The 17,690-nt window shown below is 67.2% G+C and carries 17 protein-coding genes; all 17 read right to left on the reverse strand.

The window, feature by feature from the left end:
* Window positions 1–211 precede the first annotated feature (211 nt).
* The gene (locus tag ACTT2I_RS04460; RefSeq protein ID WP_421099711.1) at window positions 212–874 is read right to left on the reverse strand and encodes a ribonuclease HII; all 663 of its coding nucleotides are present in this window, start codon (window positions 872–874) and stop codon (window positions 212–214) included.
* Window positions 871–2,088 carry a lipid-A-disaccharide synthase gene (lpxB, locus tag ACTT2I_RS04465; protein ID WP_421099762.1) on the reverse strand — a complete coding sequence of 406 codons (1,218 nt, stop codon included), beginning with the start codon at window positions 2,086–2,088 and terminating at the stop codon, window positions 871–873. The genes ACTT2I_RS04460 and lpxB overlap by 4 nt, the downstream gene beginning before the upstream one ends.
* A 59-nt stretch (window positions 2,089–2,147) precedes the next feature.
* Window positions 2,148–2,939 (reverse strand): acyl-ACP--UDP-N-acetylglucosamine O-acyltransferase, encoded by a 792-nt coding sequence (lpxA, locus tag ACTT2I_RS04470; RefSeq protein ID WP_293985120.1) that lies wholly within the window; start codon window positions 2,937–2,939, stop codon window positions 2,148–2,150.
* Window positions 2,940–2,958: 19 nt separating this feature from the next.
* Window positions 2,959–3,414 carry a 3-hydroxyacyl-ACP dehydratase FabZ gene (gene fabZ, locus ACTT2I_RS04475; protein ID WP_019184406.1) on the reverse strand — a complete coding sequence of 152 codons (456 nt, stop codon included), beginning with the start codon at window positions 3,412–3,414 and terminating at the stop codon, window positions 2,959–2,961.
* Entirely contained in the window at window positions 3,411–4,433 is a 1,023-nt protein-coding gene (gene lpxD, locus ACTT2I_RS04480; RefSeq protein ID WP_088433305.1) for a UDP-3-O-(3-hydroxymyristoyl)glucosamine N-acyltransferase, read from the reverse strand. Before lpxD ends, fabZ begins: the two co-directional genes overlap by 4 nt.
* Window positions 4,434–4,747: 314 nt before the next feature.
* A complete protein-coding gene (gene bamA, locus ACTT2I_RS04485; RefSeq protein ID WP_088433306.1) occupies window positions 4,748–7,114 on the reverse strand; it encodes an outer membrane protein assembly factor BamA in 2,367 nt (788 codons plus the stop codon).
* A gap of 73 nt (window positions 7,115–7,187) precedes the next feature.
* Window positions 7,188–8,546: an RIP metalloprotease RseP gene (gene rseP / locus ACTT2I_RS04490; RefSeq protein ID WP_421099710.1), complete on the reverse strand. Its 1,359-nt coding sequence runs from the start codon at window positions 8,544–8,546 to the stop codon at window positions 7,188–7,190.
* A gap of 34 nt (window positions 8,547–8,580) precedes the next feature.
* Window positions 8,581–9,771 carry a 1-deoxy-D-xylulose-5-phosphate reductoisomerase gene (locus ACTT2I_RS04495; RefSeq protein WP_088433307.1) on the reverse strand — a complete coding sequence of 397 codons (1,191 nt, stop codon included), beginning with the start codon at window positions 9,769–9,771 and terminating at the stop codon, window positions 8,581–8,583.
* Window positions 9,772–9,773: 2 nt separating this feature from the next.
* On the reverse strand, window positions 9,774–10,598 hold the full coding sequence (locus ACTT2I_RS04500; protein ID WP_293982364.1) for a phosphatidate cytidylyltransferase: 825 nt from the start codon (window positions 10,596–10,598) through the stop codon (window positions 9,774–9,776).
* Window positions 10,595–11,329, reverse strand: a complete 735-nt coding sequence (gene uppS, locus ACTT2I_RS04505; RefSeq protein ID WP_088433313.1) for a polyprenyl diphosphate synthase — start codon at window positions 11,327–11,329, stop codon at window positions 10,595–10,597. Before uppS ends, ACTT2I_RS04500 begins: the two co-directional genes overlap by 4 nt.
* A gap of 41 nt (window positions 11,330–11,370) precedes the next feature.
* Window positions 11,371–11,928, reverse strand: a complete 558-nt coding sequence (gene frr / locus ACTT2I_RS04510) for a ribosome recycling factor (RefSeq protein WP_046272044.1) — start codon at window positions 11,926–11,928, stop codon at window positions 11,371–11,373.
* 99 nt (window positions 11,929–12,027) lie between these two features.
* Window positions 12,028–12,756, reverse strand: a complete 729-nt coding sequence (gene pyrH / locus ACTT2I_RS04515) for a UMP kinase (protein ID WP_019184398.1) — start codon at window positions 12,754–12,756, stop codon at window positions 12,028–12,030.
* Between the two features lie 134 nt (window positions 12,757–12,890).
* Window positions 12,891–14,390, reverse strand: coding sequence for a GGDEF domain-containing protein (locus ACTT2I_RS04520; RefSeq protein WP_088433309.1), 1,500 nt, complete (start codon window positions 14,388–14,390; stop codon window positions 12,891–12,893).
* Window positions 14,391–14,582: 192 nt separating this feature from the next.
* Window positions 14,583–15,461 carry a translation elongation factor Ts gene (gene tsf, locus ACTT2I_RS04525; protein WP_088433310.1) on the reverse strand — a complete coding sequence of 293 codons (879 nt, stop codon included), beginning with the start codon at window positions 15,459–15,461 and terminating at the stop codon, window positions 14,583–14,585.
* 127 nt (window positions 15,462–15,588) lie between these two features.
* On the reverse strand, window positions 15,589–16,416 hold the full coding sequence (gene rpsB, locus ACTT2I_RS04530) for a 30S ribosomal protein S2 (RefSeq protein ID WP_088433311.1): 828 nt from the start codon (window positions 16,414–16,416) through the stop codon (window positions 15,589–15,591).
* A gap of 214 nt (window positions 16,417–16,630) precedes the next feature.
* Window positions 16,631–17,344 (reverse strand): fimbrial biogenesis chaperone, encoded by a 714-nt coding sequence (locus ACTT2I_RS04535; protein ID WP_421099708.1) that lies wholly within the window; start codon window positions 17,342–17,344, stop codon window positions 16,631–16,633.
* Window positions 17,344–17,568, reverse strand: coding sequence for a hypothetical protein (locus ACTT2I_RS04540; protein WP_088433091.1), 225 nt, complete (start codon window positions 17,566–17,568; stop codon window positions 17,344–17,346). Before ACTT2I_RS04540 ends, ACTT2I_RS04535 begins: the two co-directional genes overlap by 1 nt.
* Between the last annotated feature and the right edge of the window lie 122 nt (window positions 17,569–17,690).

The following is a 17,690-nucleotide window of genomic DNA, read 5'->3' on the forward strand; positions in this document are numbered from 1 at the left end:
TCGATAGATGGCCGGTGCGTTGGGGTGAGCAACAGCCGACCGTTCAACAGGGTGCTGGTGCGCAGAGGCAGGCAACCGTCACCCCTCGAGAGATAGCTGGTACACGGTGGTGAGCAACCGCCAACCATTCCACCCTTGGTGATGCCCAGTGGCGAGCTACCGCCGCGTGCTGAGGGGTGGCGCGCCGGGCGGTGCCCAGCCGTCGCAGCGCTCAGGCGGGGAGGGGGCTGGGTTCGGGTTCCAAGCAAGCGCGCACGGGGGCGAAGCTGCGGCGGTGCTGGGGGCAGGGGCCGTGGTTGCGCAGGGCGGCGAGGTGGGCGGGGGTGCCGTAGCCTTTGTGCTGGTCGAAGCCGTATTCGGGGTGGGCGTCGTGCAGGGTCTGCATGAAGCGGTCGCGGCTGACTTTGGCGAGGATCGAGGCGGCCATGATGGCGCGGTCGAGGGCGTCGCCGCCGATCAGGGCCTGGGCCGGGCAGGGCAGGCCCTTGGGGACGACGTTGCCGTCGATGCGGGCGAACTGGGCGACGTGGGCGACACCTTCGACGGCGCGGCGCATGCCGAGCATCGTGGCCTGGTAGATGTTGAGAGCGTCGATTTCACTGACATCGACCATCACCACGTGCCAGGCCAGGGCGCGGTCGAGGATCCTGTCGTAGAGCTGGTCGCGGCGGGCGGCGGTGAGCTGCTTGGAGTCGTCCAGCCCGTTCAGGCGCGGGCGGTCCGGGCAGAACACCACGGCGGCCACGGCGACCGGGCCGGCCAGGGGGCCGCGGCCGGCTTCATCCACGCCGGCCACGTAGCGCGGGGCTACGGTGGCCAGGGCGGCGCCGTCGAACAGGGCCAGCGAGGCGGCTGCGGCGTGGCGACGGCTCATGCGGCGCGGCCGTGCCTGGCGCCGCGTTCGAGCAGCTCGGTGACGGCATCAGCGGCGCGCGCCGAGGCATCGCGACGCAGCTGCAGGTGCAGGCGTTCGTAGGTGTCCTGCAGGTCGGTCACGCGCTGGGGGTGATCGAACCACTGCAGGATCGCGGCGGCCAGTTTGTCCGGGGTGCAGTCGTGCTGCATCAGTTCCGGGGCAAGATCCTTGCCGGCCAGGATGTTGGGCAGGGCGAAGCGGTCGACCTTGAGCAGGCCCAGGGCCTTGACGATGCGGTAGGTGAGTTCGGCGACGCGGTAGCCGACCACCATCGGGCGTTTGACCAGCATGGTCTCCAGCGTCGCGGTGCCGGAGGCGAGCACGACCACGTCGGCGGCGATCATCGCGGTGCGCGCGTTGCCGTCGAGCAGGTGCGAGTGGGCGACCGGCAGCGCAGAGGCGGAGAGCTGTTCGCTGATCAGCTGGCGGCAGGCAGCGTTGGCGGCCGGCACCACCACGTGCAAGCCGGGAATGCGCTCGGAGACCTGCCAGGCGGCTTCGAAGAACGGTTCGCCGAGTTTGCTGATCTCGCCCAGGCGGCTGCCGGGCAATACCGCCAGCACCTTGGCATTGGAGGGCAGGCCGAGCTCGGCACGCGCCTGTTCGCGGTCGTTGTGCAAGGGAATGTCATCGGCCATCGGGTGGCCGACGAAGCGGGCGTCGACCCCGTGCCTGGCGTAGATCGGCGGCTCCATCGGGAACAGGCACAGCACCAGGTCGGCGCTGGCCCCGATCTTCTCGGCGCGCTTCTCGCGCCAGGCCCAGACCGACGGGCTGACGTAATGGACGGTGCGGACACCGCGGTCCTTCAGCCAGCGCTCCACGCCGAGGTTGAAGTCGGGGGCGTCGATACCGATGAACACGTCCGGCTGCCACTCCAGCGCACGCGCGCGGAACTCGCGGCGCAGTTTGAGCAGGCGCGGCAGGTGGCGCAGGATTTCGGTCAGGCCCATCACGGCCAGTTCGCTGGCATCGAACCAGGTCTGGCAGCCGGCGCTGCGCATGGCGTCGCCGCCGATACCGGCGAACTCGGCGTTCGGGAAGCGCAGGCGCAGTTCGCGCACCAGGCCGGCACCGAGCAGGTCGCCGGAGGCTTCACCGGCGACCAGGGCGATCCGCACCGGGCGGTCGGAGCTGCGCACGGCCAGCGTCTGTTCGACGCTGGTGGCCATCGCAGCGAGCGGAATGATCTCGGCGGTCGGCATGCCCGGGGTGTGCCCGCCTGGACCCGTCATCGCAGCAGGGGCCTCTCGGCGCTTTCGATGAAGTCCAGCAGGTCCTTCACGTCGGCGCTGTGGGTGGCCTGTTCGGCCAGCTGCAGCTTGGCTTCGGCCAGTGGCAGGCCGGCCACGTACAGCGTGCGGTAGGCGCGCTTGATGCTGGCGATGCGCTCGGCATCGAAACCACGGCGCTTGAGGCCTTCGCTGTTGATGCCGCGCGGGCGGCCCAGGGTGTCGCTGCCGACCATGGTGAACGGCGGCACGTCGCCGTTGGTCAGCGCGCCCATGCCAAGGAAGGCGTGGGCACCGATGCGGCAGAACTGGTGGGCACCGGCGAAGCCGCTGATGATCACGTAGTCGCCCACGGTGACGTGGCCGGCCAGCGTGGTGTTGTTGGAGAACACGCAATGGTCGCCGACGTGGCAGTCGTGCGCCACATGGGTGTAGGCCAGCATCCAGTTATCGTTGCCGACCGTGGTGATGCCACCGCCGCCGGCGGTGCCACGATTGATGGTGACGAACTCGCGGATGACGTTGTCATCGCCGATCACCAGTTCGGTGCGCTCGCCTTTGTACTTCTTGTCCTGCGGCTCGCCACCGATCGCGGCATGGCCGATGAAGCGGTTGTTGCGGCCGATCCGGGTCGGGCCGTGGATCGAGCAGTGCGGACCGATCTCGGTGCCGGCACCGATCTCCACGTCCGCACCGATCAGGCAGAACGCACCCACGCGCACATCCGCAGCCAGCGTCGCCGACGGGTCGATGACCGCGGTGGGGTGGATGAGAGGGGCGTTGTCACTCATTGCAGATCTCCTGCCAGGATCATTCGCGGGTGCCGGCGCACAGCACTTCGGCGCAGGCGACGATTTCGCCATCGACCTTGGCCACGCAGTCGTACACCGCCATGTTGCGGATCACGCGCTTGATTTCCACGTGCATTTCCAGCACGTCGCCAGGCACGACCTGCTTGCTGAAGCGGGCCTTGTCGACCTTCACCATGTAGAACAGTTTCGACTGCGCATCGCGGCCCAGGGTGAGCTGGGTGAGCACGCCGCCGGCCTGCGCCATCGCTTCGATGATCAGCACGCCGGGCATGATCGGCTGCCCCGGGAAGTGGCCCTGGAAGAACGGCTCGTTGATGCTGACGTTCTTGGTGGCGACGATCTTCCGGTTCTCGAAATCGAGCGAGATCACCTTGTCCACCAGCAGGAACGGATAGCGGTGCGGGATCAGCTGCTGGATCTGGTTGATGTCCGGCAGATTCTGGTTGTTGCTCATTCCTTCTCCTTGCTCACAGACAGGATGCGCCGGGCGAGCGCATCGAGCTGCTTGAAGCGCGCGGCATTCTTACGCCACGTGCGGTTGTCGGTCAGTGGGGTGCCGGAGGAGTACTCGCCCGGCTCATGAATGGAGTTGCGCACCACCGACTTGCCGGTGATGACGACCTTGTCGCAGATTTCGAGGTGACCGACCACGCCGACGGCGCCGCCCAGCAGGCAGTAACGGCCGATCTTGGCGCTGCCGGCGATGCCGGTGCAGCCGGCGATGGCCGAGTGGGCGCCGATCTGGACGTTGTGGGCGACCTGCACGAGGTTGTCCAGGCGCACGTCGTTCTCGAGCACGGTGTCTTCCAAGGCGCCGCGGTCGACGCAGGTGTTGGCACCGATCTCGCAGTCATCGCCAATGCGCACGCCGCCCAACTGGGGCACCTTGATCCAGTGGCCGGCATCCATGGCCAGGCCGAAGCCGTCGGCACCGAGCACGGCGCCGGGATGGATGCGCACGCGCTTGCCGAGCTTGACGCGGGTGACCAGGGTCACGCGGGCGATCAGTTCGCAGCCGGTCTCCAGGATGCAGTCTTCGCCGATGACGCTGCCCGGGCCGACGATGCAGTTCTCACCGACGATGCTGCGGGCACCGATGGTGACGAACGGGCCGATATGGGCGCTGGCGGCGACCTGGGCGTCCGGATCGATGCAGGCGCTGGGGTGGATGCCCGGGGCGCGCGGCGGTGCGATGTCGAACAGGGCGGCGATCTTGGCGAACGTGGTGTACGGGTCCTTGGCGACCAGGGCGGCGCCGGGCGCGGCCTCGGCATCCTCGGCGCGCAGCACGACGATGGCGGCCTGGCTGTCGGCCAGCTGCGCGCGGTAGCGCGGGTTGGCCAGGAAGGTGAGCTGGCCGGGGCCGGCATGGGCGAGCGTAGCCACGCCATGGATGGCGGTGCTGCCATCACCATGGACCTGCAGGCCAAACTGCTCGGCGAGTTGCTGGGCGGTATAGGTAGGAGTGTTCACCGGGGGAGTTTACCGTGTGCTGCCGAAACGGTCATGCGGGGCGGGGCTCGTGGGCCGCATCCATGCGGCCCAACGGTCCTGGCCAGGGCCACCCGCCACGACCCCCGACGGTTCAGCGCCAGCGCGGAAGGATGGTGCCGGCCGCTGGCCTGACCCAGAAACGAAAACGCCGGGCAAAGCCCGGCGAATGCGTACCGCGCCTGGTGGAGAGGCCCCCTTCTGTTAAGGGGGCCGCGCCGACGGCGCGGGGGATAGGAGGAATCGTTGGGCCCCAAGGTTTGCTGCGCAAACCTTGGGCAATTCACCTTAGGCGGTCAGAACTGACCGCCAAAGGTGAATTGCAGACGCTCGACTTCGTCGCCGTCTTCCTTCTTGAGCGGGAAGGCGTAGCTGATCGAGATCGGGCCGACCGGGGCGCGCCACAGCAGGGCCACACCGGTGGACACGCGCAGTTCGTTGGCCTTGAAGTTGTCCACGCCGGTGTACACGTTGCCGAAGTCCACGAAGGCCGAGATGCGGGCCGAGGGGCTGTCGAACAGGCGCGGGAAGTAGGCTTCGACCGAACCGACGGTCTTCAGCGAGCCACCCAGCGGCTGGCCGCGGTTGTAGCTCAGGGTCGGTTCCGAACGCGGGCCGAGGGTGTTGTCCTCGAAGCCACGCACCGAGTTGGTACCACCGGCGTAGAAGTTCTCGTAGAACGGCAGGCCAGCGGCGGTCACCACACGGGTGCTGCCATCCGGGTTGGTGATCACGCGGGTGGTGTCATTGCCGTAGCTGTCGCCGTAGCCGACTTCGGCGCGGGTGTTGATGACCAGCTGCGGGATGATCGGCCAGTACTTGGAGAACTGGTAGTTCAGCTTGTAGTACTCGACGGTCGAACCCGGCAGCGTGGTTTCCAGGCCGACGCGCTGGTAGGTACCACGGGTCGGCATGAAGTAGTCGTTGCGGGTATCGCGCGCCCAGCCCAGCTCGGTGCGCCAGGAGTGGAACGTGCGCTGGCCGATGGCGTCGATGTAATCGATGATCGCCTGCGGGGTCGAGCCCTGGTAGGTGGTGATCTGGTTGCTGTCGATGCCCACCATCAGCGAGACGGTGTCGTTCTCGGTGATCGGCACGCCGAACACCACCTGCGCGGCACCGTTGGTGCTGTTGTACTGCGCGGTGTTGAAGTCGGAGTAATCCAGTTCGCGCCAGGACAGGTTGTAGCCCAGCGAGACGCCGTCATCGGTGAAGTACGGGTTGGTGTAGCTGAAGCCGTAACGCTGCAGGTAGCTGCTGCGCGACGCTTCGACCGACACGCGGTTGCCGCCGCCCAGGAAGTTGTTCTGCGACAGCTGCACCGAGGTGGTCATGCCGTAGGACTGCGAATAGCCCAGGCCGAACACGAAGCTGCCCGAGGTGGTTTCCTTGACGTTGTAGACCACGTCGACCTGGTCGTTGCTGCCGGTGACCGGCGGCGTTTCCACGTCGACCGATTCGAAGTAGCCCAGGCGCTGCAGACGGATCTTGGAACGGTCGATCGCGGCCTGCGAGTACCAGCTGTTTTCGAACTGGCGCATTTCACGACGCAGGACTTCGTCGGAGGTGCGGGTGTTGCCCTTGAAGGTGATGCGGCGCACCGACACGCGCGGGCCGGGAACGACCTGCATGTTGATGGCCACCGTGCGGTCGGCACGGTTGCTGGTCGGGATCGGGTTCACTTTGGCGAAGGCGTAGCCGATGTTGGACAGCGAATTGGTGATCTGGTCCGAGCTGAATTCCAGCAGCGCACGCGAGAACGTGTCGCCGGACTTCTGGATCACCATGCGCTCGACATCTTCCTGCGGGAGGATGGTGTCGCCGGTGACCTTGATCTCGGAGATCTTGTACTGCTCACCCTCGGTCACGCCGGCGGTGATGAACATGTCGCGCTTGTCGGGGCTGATCGAGACCTGCGTGGAATCGATGCTGAAATCCACGTAGCCGCGGTCCAGGTACCAGCCGTTGAGCTTTTCCAGGTCGCCGGACAGCTTTTCCTTGGAGTACTGGTCATCGCGGCGGTACCACGAGGCCCAGTTGTGCTCCTTGGATTCCCAGGTTTCCAGGATGTCCTTGGCCGGGAACTTCTCGGTGCCGACCAGGTTCACGTGCTGGATCTTGGCGGCCTTGCCTTCCTTGATCGCGATCGCGATATCCACGCGGTTGCGGTCCAGCGGGCTCACCGTCGGAGTGATGTCCACGTTGTATTTGCCACGGTCGTTGTACTGGCGGCGGAGTTCCTGGGTCACGCGGTCCAGGCTCAGGCGATCGAAGGTGCCACCCTCGGTCAGGCCGATGTCGCTCAGGCCCTTGAGCAGCTGATCGCTCTTGATGTCCTTGTTGCCGGTGACGGTCAACTTGTTGATCGCCGGGCGCTCCTTGACCGTGACCACGAGGATGTCGCCCTGGCGTTCGAGCTGGACGTCTTCGAAGAAGCCGGTCTTGTACAGCGCACGGATGGTTTCACCGACCTTGTTGTCGGTGATGGTGTCGCCACGTTCCACCGGCAGGTAGGTGAACACGGTACCGGAGGTGATGCGCTGCAGACCATCCACGCGGATGTCGCTGACGGTGAAGGGCTCGGCTGCCTGCGCCAGGGCGGGCGCGCCGAAACCGGCAACGAGTGCGAGGGCCAGCAGGCGGCGATTGGGGAGTCGCGTCATGTCACGTCCGGTTGGAGTCGATTTCAACATTGCGGGATGCCGGCGCATAAGACGACGACAAAAGGAAAAAAGTTCATCGCGGGACCAGGCCGAGGATGTCGTTGTAGAACGCCAATCCCATCAGCCCGGCCAGCAGCGCCAGGCCTACATACTGCCCGGCAGCCATGGCGCGCTCGCTCAGCGGGCTGCCCTTGACCAACTCGATAAGGTAATACAGCAGGTGCCCGCCGTCCAAGATGGGGATGGGCAACAGGTTGATGATGCACAGGCTCAGCGACAGCAGGGCCAGGAAATACAGGAACCAGTCCAGGCCGCGCTTGGCCGAGACATTGGCCACCCGGGCAATGGTGACCGGGCCGGAGATGTTCTGCAGCGAGGCGTTGCCGGTGACGATGCGGCGCATCATCCCCAGCGAATCGCCGGCCATCCGGGCGGTTTCACGCAGGGCCACCGGCACTGCCGCAAACGGCCCGAACTTGAGTTCGGCGTCATAGGCCGGGGCATGGGTCTCGGGGAAACCGATGCCGATCTGCCAGGTCGGCTGGCCGCGGCCGTCCACGCCCTGGCGGGGGGTGATCTCCAGCGCCAGCCGCTCGCCACCGCGCAGGACGTCGATCATGCCGGGGCCGCCGCGCTGGCCCAGTGCGGCGATCTGCGCCGGCACCTGGTCGGCGCCTTCGATGCGCTGGCCGTCCACGGCCACGATCAGGTCGCCCGGCACCAGCACGCCCTGGGCGGCCGCGTCGGGCAGGACCTTGTCCACCAGCGCTGGCTGCAGCCAGAACTGCCAGCTCAACCCGGTCAGCTGGGGGACGCGGCGTTCATCGAAGCCGGCGGGCAGCTGCGACAGCGGCAGCGTGCGGGTCCGGACCTGGTCCAGGCCATCAAGCACCTCGACCTTGGCATCGTGACGATCCATCGCGGCGGTGGTCAGCGCCATGCTGGCTTCACCGGCGGTGGCCACGCTGCGACCGTCGACCTTGACCACGCGGTCGCCGGCCTGCAGCCCGGCGGCCTGCGCCATGCCGGTGGTGCGGCCGACGGTGGCCGAGTAATCCTGTTTGCCGATCACGAACATCGCCCAGAGCAGGGCGATGCACAGGATCAGGTTGGCGGCCGGGCCCGCGGCGACCACCGCGATCCGCTGCCACACACTCTTGTGGTTGAAGGCCTGGCCGCGCTCCGCCGGGTGCACCTCGACCTCGCGCTCGTCCAGCATCTTCACGTAGCCGCCCAGCGGAATGGCGGCGATCGCGAATTCGGTGCCCGCGCGGTTGCGGCGCGACCACAGCGGCTTGCCGAAACCGACAGAGAAGCGCAGCACCTTGATCCCGCAACGGCGGGCGACCCAGTAGTGACCGAATTCGTGGAAGGTCACCAGCAGGCCAAGGCTGACGATCATCCACCAGACGGATCCGATGAAATCACCCATGGTGATCAGCACTGTAAAGGGGCGTGTGGGGCATTCAGGCGTGGTCGATGGCGGCTTGGGTGATCTGGCGGGCGCGCTGATCGGCGGTCAGCAGGCCCTCCAGTGTATCGGCGGACTCGCTCGACAGTGTTGACAGAGCGTTAGCGACCAGCGCTGGAATGGCAAGGAAAGCTGCCCGCCCCTGAAGAAACGCTGAAACCGCGACTTCGTTGGCGGCATTGAGGATCGCCGGCGCGGTGCCGCCGGCGGCCATGGCCTGCCAGGCAAGCGTCAGACAGGGGAAGGCCTCGGTGTCCGGGGCTTCGAAATCCAGCCGGCCCTGGGTCAGCAGATCCAGCCCGCCGACCCCGGAGTCGATCCGCTGCGGCCAGCCCAGGCCGACGGCCAGGGTGGTGCGCATGTCCGGCAGGCCCATCTGGGCCAGCGTCGAGCCGTCGACAAACTCGACCAGGGAATGCACCAGGCTCTGCGGGTGGACCAGCACGTCGATGCGCTCGCCGGGCACGCCGAACAGGTGGTGGGCCTCGATGACTTCCAGCCCTTTGTTCATCAACGTCGCCGAATCGACCGAGATCTTCGGGCCCATGGACCACTTCGGGTGGGCCACGGCCTGGGCCGGGGTGACCTGTGCCAGCTGCTCGCGGGTGCGGCCACGGAACGGCCCGCCGGAGGCGGTGAGGATGATCCGGCGCACGCCGGCCCCGTCCAGGCTGGCATCGCGCGAGCGCAGGCACTGGAAGATCGCGCTGTGCTCGCTGTCGATCGGGATGATCTCCGCCCCGCCGGCAGCGGCCTGGCGCATCAGCAGCTCGCCGGCCAGCACCAGCGACTCCTTGTTGGCCAGCAGGATCCGCTTGCCGGCCGCGGCGGCGGCCAGGGTCGAGGACAGCCCGGCGGCCCCCACGATGGCCGCGACCAGGGTGTCGCAGACATTGCTGGCGGCCAGCTGGTCCAGTGCCACGGCGCCCGCATGGGCCTGGGTGGTCAAGCCGGCATCACGCAGGCCGTCGCGCAGGGCGGCATACAGCGCCTCGTCGGCGATCACGGCATGGGCCGGGCGGTGCGCGGCGCACAGGGCCACCAGCGCATCGACCTGGCGGCCGGCGGCCAGCACGCTGACCTGGTAGCGGTCCGGGTGGCGCGCGATCACGTCCAGCGCGGATGCGCCGATCGAACCGGTGGCGCCGAACACGGCGACCTGGCGGGGGGCGGAAGCGCTGGCCATGGTTAGAACCCGAAGATTTCCTTGCCGAGTGCGAACACCGGCAGGGCGGCGAGCACGCCGTCGATGCGATCGAGCACGCCACCGTGGCCCGGGATGATGTGGCCCGAGTCCTTGGCACCGGCGTGCCGCTTGATCAGGCTTTCGTAGAGATCCCCCAGCACCGAGGCGAACACCGTCACCACGGCGGTGATGACCAGGCCGACCAGGTGGCCGCTGTCCACGCCGGCCAGCCAGCCAAAGCCCAGGGCGACGATCAGGCCGGCGACCATGCCGCCGCCCAGGCCTTCCCAGGTCTTGTTGGGGCTGATCCGCGGGGCCAGCTTGGTGCGGCCGAAGGTGCGCCCGGCGAAATAGGCGCCCGAATCGGCGGCCCAGACCACGGCCAGGGCGGTCAGCAGCCACAGGTGGCCGTTCTCGCCGCTGGCGTGGATCAGCACCAGCGAGGACCAGGCCGGGACGATCGCCAGGGTGCCGGCCAACAGCTTGAGCGCACGCGCCGGGCTGCTCGGGCTGGCGCCGAAGTTGAAGAAGCGCAGCCACAGCAGGGCCATCAGCCACCAGCCGATGCCGATCAGCGCAGCGATCTGGTACAGCACCAGCGAGCCGGCATCGGCCCACACGATCAGGACCATCAGCACCAGGTTCAGCACCAGCAGCACGGTGCGGGCGAGGGTGTCCTCGACATCGGCCAGCTTCAGCCATTCCCACAGGCCGATCAGGAACACGGCGGCCGCGGCGGCGGCGAGCCACTGGGTGGGCAGCATCAGGATGGCGAGAATGGCGACCGGCGCCATGATCAGCGCGGCGATGACTCGGGTCTTGGTCATGGGGAAGAGGTCTCGGTGGCCAAGGCGGCGATCTGGGCACTGGTCAGGCCGAAACGGCGTTCACGCGAGGCATAGGCGTCGAACGCCTGCTGCAGGACGGCGGCGTCGAACTCGGGCCACAGTACGTCGGTGAACCACAGTTCGGTGTAGGCCAGCTGCCAGAGCAGGAAATTGCTGATGCGGGTATCGCCACCGGTGCGGATGAACAGATCCGGCGGCGGCAGGTCGGCCAAGGCCACGCGGCTGCTCAGCATCGCTTCGTCGATCTGCTCGGGCAGCAGCCGGCCGGCCGCAACCTCGGCGGCCAGTTCGCGCGCGGCGCGGGCGATGTCCTGGCGGCCGCCGTAGCTGGCCGCGATGTTCAGTGTCATCGCGCGGTTGCCGGCGGTGCGCTGTTCGGCCAGTTGCATGCGGCTGACCAGCCCGGCGCCGAAGCGCTCACGCTCGCCGATGAAACGCACGCGCACGCCACGCCGATGCAGCTCGTCCACTTCGCGGTCGAGGGCATTGAGGAACAGTTTCATCAGCGCGTCGACCTCATCGGTCGGCCGGCCCCAGTTTTCACTGGAGAAGGCGAACAGGGTCAGCGCGGCGACACCGTGGTCGAGGCAGAAATCGATGGTGCGGTTGACCGCGCGCGCGCCGGCACGATGGCCGATCACGCGCGGGCGACGACGCTTCTGCGCCCAACGCCCGTTGCCATCCATGATGATGGCAACGTGGCGCGGCATGGGCGCGTCGGAACTGCTGGTCGGGGCCTGGGACATAGGGCTCAGACCGCCATCAGTTCCTTTTCTTTCTCGGCCACGACACTGTCGACGTCCTTGATGGACTTGTCGGTCAGCTTCTGGATGTCGTCTTCGCCGCGCTTCTTGTCGTCTTCGCTGATCGCCTTGTCCTTGATCAGGTTGGCGATCGCCTTGTTGGCGTCCTGGCGGATGTTGCGGATGGCGATCTTGGCGCCTTCGCCTTCCTTCTGCACCTGCTTGCCCAGCTCCTTGCGGCGCTCTTCGGTCGGCGGCGGCAGGTTCAGGCGGATGACGGTGCCGGCGACGTTCGGGGTCAGGCCGAGGTCGGAGGCGTAGATCGCCTTTTCCACGTCCTTGATCATGCCCTTGTCGAACAGCGTGATGACCAGCGAGTGGCCTTCGGAAACGCTGATCGAGGCGACCTGGTTCAAGGGGGTGTCAGTGCCGTAGGCCTTGACGGTGATGCGATCCAGCAGGGCCGGGGAAGCACGGCCGGTGCGGATGGAGGTGAGGGTGTGCTTCAGAGCGTCGATGCTCTTTGCCATGCGCGTCTGCGCGTCCTGCTTGATTTCGTTGAGCATCGCCCGAATCCTGGATGTAACTGGGAATCGGGCGATTATAGGCGAATACCGACCCTTTCCGGGCCGTTCAGGGCGCCCGGCGTGGGGCGCCGCTCAGGCTCAGGCGTTGTCGCGGCCCTGGACCAGGGTGCCGATGTTGTCGCCGTGCAGGATCTTGAGCAGCTCGCCCGGCTGGCCCATGTCGAACACGCGCAGCGGCAGGTCGCTGTCGCGGGCCAGCGCGAAGGCGGCGGTATCCATCACTTCCAGCCCGCGGCGGATGACTTCATCGTAGGTCAGGCTGTCGAAGCGGACCGCGTCGCTGTACTTGTTGGGGTCCTTGTCGTACACGCCGTCCACCTTGGTGGCCTTCAGCAGCAGGTCCGCGCCGATCTCGATCGCGCGCAGGGCGGCGCCGGAATCGGTGGTGAAGAACGGGCTGCCGACGCCGGCGGCGAAGATCACCAGGCGGCCCTTTTCCAGGTGGCGGATGGCGCGGCGACGGATGTAATCCTCGCAGACGTCATTGATCTTGATCGCGCTCATCACGCGGGCCTTGGCGCCCAGCTTTTCCAGGGCGTCCTGCATGGCCAGCGCATTGATCACGGTGGCGAGCATCCCCATCTGGTCACCGGTGACCCGGTCCATGCCGCCAGCGGCCAGGCCGGCACCGCGGAAGATGTTGCCGCCGCCGATCACCAGCGCCACTTCGGCACCGGCCGCCTGGGCTTCCATCACCTCACGGGCCAGGCGGTGGATCACCTTGGGGTCGATGCCGTAGTCCTCGTCTCCCATCAGCGCCTCCCCGGAAACTTTCAACAGGATGCGGCGATAGGCGAGCTTTGACATGGCGATCTCTGGGTGCGTGGAAAACGCCCGGATTCTACTGGAAGCCGGGCCATCGGGCAGCATAAATTTGCTGCACTGCGGCGTATGGTGGCGCTGCGGCGGCCGCGATGCCGGCCCCGCGCGCGGGGTTCGGCTCAGGCCGGTGCGGTGCTTGGGGAGCGGGCGATGACCCGGTTGCGCCCCAGGTTCTTGGAGCGGTACAGCACGTCATCGGCGGCCTTCAGCAGGTCCTGAACATCGGCGAAACGCTCGTAGCCCCCCTGGGTGGCCACGCCGGCCGAGAAGGTCACGAACAAGGGGCCGCTGGCGACTTCGGCCATCGGTGTGTTGACGATGGTGGCCAGCACCCGCCGCACCACTTCGAGCGCGACCGGCTCGGTGGTGTTGGGCAGCAGCGCGATGAATTCCTCGCCGCCGAAGCGGGCCACGGTGTCGCTGTTGCGCAGCTGTTCCTGCAGCTTGCTGGCGAACATGCGCAGAACCTGGTCACCCATCAGGTGGCCGTGGGCGTCGTTGATCTTCTTGAAATCGTCCAGGTCGATGAAGGCGACCGAGAGCGGCCAGCCATGCCGGGTAGCGCGCAGGAATTCCTGCTCGAGCACAGCTTCGAGCTGGCGGCGGTTGAGTACTCCGGTCAGGGCATCGCGGTGCGCCTGTTCGGCCAGCCGGTTGGCGCGCGCCTCGAATTCGTCCGCGCGCTGGCGGGCCAGGGCGGCGTCCTGCATCTCGCGCAGGTTGCGCAGCGTGGCCAGCTCCTGGGCATGGTCGATCAGCTGCTGCACGCGGGAGGGCGAGAACAGCGGGGTTTCGAACAGGGTGCTGATGTCCGGCAGCGATTCGCCGATGCGGGCCAGCACTTGGTCGAACTGGGCGCTGTCCAGGCCGAGGGTGTCGTGCACGCGCTGCAGGGCGTGTTCGCGCGCGGCATCGGCATCGGTGCCGAGCCAGATGTCGGCCACGGCGCCGGAGAGGGCGACGCAGTTCTGGAAATTGTCTTCGCTGGTGGCCGGCGATTCGCTGTGCGCGATGCTGTCCACCAGGTAGCGGGGCAGGCCCCACTCCTCGGCGACCCATGCGCCGACATCAGCGTGGCTGCACTGCAGGTGTTCGCGCTCCAGCGCGACCAGCGCGTCGTTGTCGGTGGCCTGGCGCAGCAGCGGCAGGTAGGTCTCCGGCTGCGCCTGGGCGAGGGCCAGCACGCCGATGTCCTGCAGCAGCCCGGCCAGCATCAGCTCTTCGGCCTTGCGCAGGCCACGGGCCTGGCCAAGCAGGCTGGCGGCCAGGGCGCTGAGGATACTGCGGCGCCACGCGCGCTCACGCAGGTCCTGGCCGTCGCCGGCTGCCGTCAGGTTCTGGGTGACGGTGAAGCCCAGGGCGAGGCTGACCGTGGCATTCAGGCCGAGCATGGTCAGCGCCTGGCCGAGATTCTCGATGCGGCGGCGGCTGGCATACAGCGGCGAATTGGCGATGCGCAGCATGCGGGCGCTCAGCGCCATATCGATGGCGATGATGTCGGCGGCGGTGGTGATGTCCGCTTCCGGATCCTGCGCCAGTTCGATGATGCGCAGGGCAATACCGGGCGGGGAGGGGAGGTTGCGGCAGAGCGCCAGGGCGGCTGTCAGCTCGGGAGGCATGGCGGGGTTTTCAGTGTGTTGGGGCAAGAATACCTGAGGTGCATCACAGTTTCGTCCTTGATTTCTTGCGTTGACGCGGCAGATCGGTTTGGGAGTATTGCCCTGATCCGGCACACAAAGCAAAGCCAATGGACAAAAAAAAGAAGCCGCGGAGTCCGCGGCTTCTTTCGTAACACATTCAAGCGGTGAAGATCAGGCCAGACCGGCCTGCTTCATCACTTCGGCGGCGTAGTCTTCCACCACCTTCTCGATGCCTTCGCCGACCGCCAGACGCTGGAAGCCGACCACGTCGGCACCGGCGGCCTTCAGGACCTGCTCGACCGACTGGTTGGTGTCCAGCACGTACGGCTGGCCGTACAGGGTCACTTCGTTGACGATCTTGGCGATCTTGCCGCTGATGATCTTTTCCAGGATATCGGCCGGCTTGGACTTGTCCTTGTCAGACATCTTGGCCAGTTCGATTTCCTTTTCCTTGGCGACGAACTCGGCCGGCACATCGGCCGCCTTGTTGTGCGGCGGGTTCATGGCAGCCACGTGCATGGCCAGGCCACGGGCCAGCTCTTCGTTGCCGCCGGCCAGTTCAACCAGCACGCCGATGCGGCCGCCGTGCACGTAGGCAGCGACGTTGTTGGTCGATTCCAGGCGCACGATGCGACGCACGTCGACCTTCTCGCCGACCTTGGCGATGACGGCGGCGCGGGCTTCTTCGATCGTCTCGCCGGACGGCAGCTTGGCGGCCTTCAGGGTGTCGATGTCGGCAGCGCCCGAGCTCAGCGCGGTGGCAGCAACCGCCTTGGTGAAGTCCAGGAAGTTGCTGTCCTTGGCGACGAAGTCGGTTTCCGAGTTGACTTCGACCAGTACGGCCTTGCCGCCGTCCTGGGCCGCCACGATGATGCCTTCGGCAGCCACGCGGTCAGCCTTCTTGTCGGCCTTGGCCAGGCCGGACTTGCGCAGCCATTCGGCCGAGGCGTCGATGTTGCCGCCGTTTTCGACGAGTGCCTTCTTGCACTCCATCATGCCGGCGCCAGTGCGCTCGCGCAGTTCCTTGACCAGGGAAGCAGTGATTTCCACGGGATTTCCTCACGAAAGAAAGGGGTTGGGCCGGCATGGTGGCCGGCCCGTGTGACAGGTGTCCTGTCGTCGCGCCATCGGCAGCGGACAGGAGCGGTGGGCGCGCTGCGCCCACCGCGGGCCTGGATCAGGCCTGGGCTTCGCCAGCCGCCGGAGCGTCGGCGGCCGGAGCGGCAGCAGCCTTCTTGGCCGGAGCGCGGCGGGCCGGCTTGGCTTCTTCGGTGGCGGCAGCGTCGGCGAACTCTTCTTCACGGACGGTGGCAGCGTGCGGAGCAGCGGCCTTGCCTTCCAGCACGGCGTCGGCAGCAGCGCGGGCGTACAGCTGCACAGCGCGGATGGCGTCGTCGTTGCCCGGGATCGCGTAATCGACCAGTTCCGGGTTGTAGTTGGTATCGACAACGGCGATCACCGGGATGCCGAGCTTCTTGGCTTCCTTGATGGCGATGTCTTCGTGGCCGATATCGATGACGAAGATCGCGTCGGGCAGACGGTTCATGTCCTTGATGCCGCCCAGCGAGGCTTCCAGCTTGTCGCGCTCGCGACGCAGGCCCAGCACTTCGTGCTTGACCAGCTTGTCGAAGCTGCCGTCGGTCTCACCGGCTTCCAGTTCCTTCAGGCGGGCAACCGACTGCTTCACGGTACGGAAGTTGGTCAGGGTGCCGCCCAGCCAACGCTGGTTCATGAAGGGCATGCCGCAACGCTCGGCTTCTTCACGGATCGACTCGCGGGCGCTGCGCTTGGTGCCCAGGAACAGGATGGTGCCGCGCTTCTGCGCAACGCTGGAAATGAAGTTCATCGCGTCATTGAAGAGCGGAACGGTCTTTTCCAGGTTGATGATGTGGATCTTGCCGCGGGCGCCGAAGATGTACTGGCCCATCTTGGGGTTCCAGTAACGGGTCTGGTGGCCGAAATGAACGCCGGCTTCCAGCATCTGACGCATGGTGACCTGGGGCATTGCAGTAACTCCTGATAGGGAACCGGCCGCCACGGGTAATAGTTGGGCGGTCCGCCGTGAGGCGGGGGGTTCCGGGGTTTGGCTTCCCTGTCGCTTCCGTGACCGAACTCCTTGCGGAGCACCCCGGCACGGATATGGGCGGCAGGTGTGGATTCACCGGTGACGTCCGGTGTTGACGTATATCCCGCTTCGATGAGGCAGGACATCCGGTCGATTATAGCTCGGCCTGGGCTGCTGCTGCAATCTCGGGTGTAGAGGAGGGCAGAGCGGCCTCTTCTGCGTGGTCCATGCGGGCCCGGAAGCGGCCGTCGGCGTACCCGTCCGGGCGGGCGGGCAGGGCCCAGCTGCGGTGGCTGTGTGGCAGGACGTAGCCTGCAAGCCCTTCGATCAGAACCTGGCGCCGACCCTGGGCATCCACGAACACCAGCTCGGCCAGGTGCGCATGGGCATCACCGTCATTATAAAGGTGCAGCCGCGGTGCGGCAGGGCTGCCACTCGCAGCGCCATGCAGGCGGGAGGCCGGTGGCGCGCCCGTGGCCGGCTCCAGGAAGACCGGCAGTGAGTAGCGCGCCAGCCCGTCGCCCGCCGTGGGGGCGGGGGTGAGGATCAGGCGGTAGGCCTGCTGCGTGTCCTGCGGTGCATCGCCCAACCGGACCACACGCAGGCGCTGGCCCTGGCCGGCCGCGACAGCAAGGTGTACGGGGCTGACCACCACCTCCTGGGCCGCTGCCAGGCGCTCCTCGTCGCCTTCCTGGGTCCAGCGATACAGGCGGGCCTGTCCGGTCCACGCGGTGGGACCGGGATTGTCGAGCCACAGCTCTGCGTGCGCCGGGCCGGCCGGGACAGACACGCTGACCGGCCGGATGTCCAGCGCGTGAGCGGGCAGGGCGCATATGCCGGACAGCACTGCCGCGATCAGCCTGCGCATCAGTAGGTCACGGTGAGGGACGGGGAATGCACGCGGGTAGTGCTTTCGATCGCCGGACTCAGCGCGGCGACCTGCGCCGGCACGGGCTGTGCGCCATCGCTGCGCTGCCGGGCGGGTCGACGGCACGCAGTGTCATGGGCCCCGGCGGCGTGGCAGTCGGCGATGATGCGTACGCCGATGTGCAGCGCGCCGCCGCCGGTACCCGGACGTGCAACGGCGGGCACGGCGGCGCATGCCAGCAGGCTGGCGAGGACGAGGGAGGGCGGGCGCGCGGGCATCGAACATCGGACGGCAGAGAATGCGACTGTTAACGGCGGCGATGGCGCTGTCTTGAGGGCGTGCTCCC

The sequence above is a fragment of the Stenotrophomonas sp. PUT21 genome (assembly GCF_052232875.1).
Classification (GTDB): domain Bacteria; phylum Pseudomonadota; class Gammaproteobacteria; order Xanthomonadales; family Xanthomonadaceae; genus Stenotrophomonas; species Stenotrophomonas maltophilia_N.

What these genes read in the sequence shown, in the direction of transcription:
- ACTT2I_RS04460 (WP_421099711.1), bottom strand. Translation starts at nt 874, where the DNA reads ATGAGCCGTCGCCACGCCGCAGCCGCCTCGCTGGCCCTGTTCGACGGC.
- lpxB (WP_421099762.1), bottom strand. Translation starts at nt 2,088, where the DNA reads ATGGCCACCAGCGTCGAACAGACGCTGGCCGTGCGCAGCTCCGACCGC.
- lpxA (WP_293985120.1), bottom strand. Translation starts at nt 2,939, where the DNA reads ATGAGTGACAACGCCCCTCTCATCCACCCCACCGCGGTCATCGACCCG.
- fabZ (WP_019184406.1), bottom strand. Translation starts at nt 3,414, where the DNA reads ATGAGCAACAACCAGAATCTGCCGGACATCAACCAGATCCAGCAGCTG.
- bamA (WP_088433306.1), bottom strand. Translation starts at nt 7,114, where the DNA reads ATGACGCGACTCCCCAATCGCCGCCTGCTGGCCCTCGCACTCGTTGCC.
- rseP (WP_421099710.1), bottom strand. Translation starts at nt 8,546, where the DNA reads ATGGGTGATTTCATCGGATCCGTCTGGTGGATGATCGTCAGCCTTGGC.
- ACTT2I_RS04495 (WP_088433307.1), bottom strand. Translation starts at nt 9,771, where the DNA reads ATGGCCAGCGCTTCCGCCCCCCGCCAGGTCGCCGTGTTCGGCGCCACC.
- ACTT2I_RS04500 (WP_293982364.1), bottom strand. Translation starts at nt 10,598, where the DNA reads ATGACCAAGACCCGAGTCATCGCCGCGCTGATCATGGCGCCGGTCGCC.
- uppS (WP_088433313.1), bottom strand. Translation starts at nt 11,329, where the DNA reads ATGCCGCGCCACGTTGCCATCATCATGGATGGCAACGGGCGTTGGGCG.
- frr (WP_046272044.1), bottom strand. Translation starts at nt 11,928, where the DNA reads ATGCTCAACGAAATCAAGCAGGACGCGCAGACGCGCATGGCAAAGAGC.
- pyrH (WP_019184398.1), bottom strand. Translation starts at nt 12,756, where the DNA reads ATGTCAAAGCTCGCCTATCGCCGCATCCTGTTGAAAGTTTCCGGGGAG.
- ACTT2I_RS04520 (WP_088433309.1), bottom strand. Translation starts at nt 14,390, where the DNA reads ATGCCTCCCGAGCTGACAGCCGCCCTGGCGCTCTGCCGCAACCTCCCC.
- rpsB (WP_088433311.1), bottom strand. Translation starts at nt 16,416, where the DNA reads ATGCCCCAGGTCACCATGCGTCAGATGCTGGAAGCCGGCGTTCATTTC.
- ACTT2I_RS04535 (WP_421099708.1), bottom strand. Translation starts at nt 17,344, where the DNA reads ATGCGCAGGCTGATCGCGGCAGTGCTGTCCGGCATATGCGCCCTGCCC.